The organism is Allocoprococcus comes (assembly GCF_013300725.1).
Lineage (GTDB): Bacteria > Bacillota > Clostridia > Lachnospirales > Lachnospiraceae > Allocoprococcus > Allocoprococcus comes_A.
Genome location: NZ_JAAIMM010000104.1, coordinates 1 through 653 on the forward strand (window position 1 = coordinate 1; position 653 = coordinate 653).

The 653-nt window shown below is 48.1% G+C and carries 1 rRNA gene; it reads right to left on the bottom strand.

Annotation, left to right across the window (positions count from 1 at the left end):
- Nucleotides 1-653, bottom strand: a 23S ribosomal RNA gene (locus G4407_RS16245); the annotation flags it as partial.

Genomic DNA, 653 nt, shown 5'->3' on the forward strand with positions numbered 1-653 from the left:
TAAGAATGCTCCTCTACCAATTAACTAGGTTAATTCCTGAGCTTCGGTAGTGTGTTTCAGCCCCGGACATTTTCGGCGCAGGACCTCTCGACCAGTGAGCTATTACGCACTCTTTTAATGTATGGCTGCTTCTAAGCCAACATCCTGGTTGTCTTTGAAATCCCACATCCTTTTCCACTTAACACACATTTTGGGACCTTAGCTGCAGGTCTGGGCTCTTTCCCTTTTGACTACCCAACTTATCTCGTGTAGTCTGACTCCCATGAATCATCTTACTGGCATTCGGAGTTTGATATCCTTTGGTAAGCTTTGACGCCCCCGCGGGAATTCAGTGCTCTACCTCCAAAAGACTCTCATGAGGCTAGCCCTAAAGCTATTTCGAGGAGAACCAGCTATCTCCGGGTTCGATTGGAATTTCTCCCCTATCCACACCTCATCCCCACCCTTTTCAACGGATGTGGGTTCGGACCTCCATTGCCTTTTACGGCAACTTCATCCTGGACATGGATAGATCACCCGGTTTCGGGTCTACTCCATCTGACTTAACGCCCTGTTAAGACTTGTTTTCACTTCGGCTCCATTCCTTAAGAACTTAACCTCGCCAGATGGCGTAACTCGCCGGACCGTTCTACAAAAAGTACGCGGTTCATCAT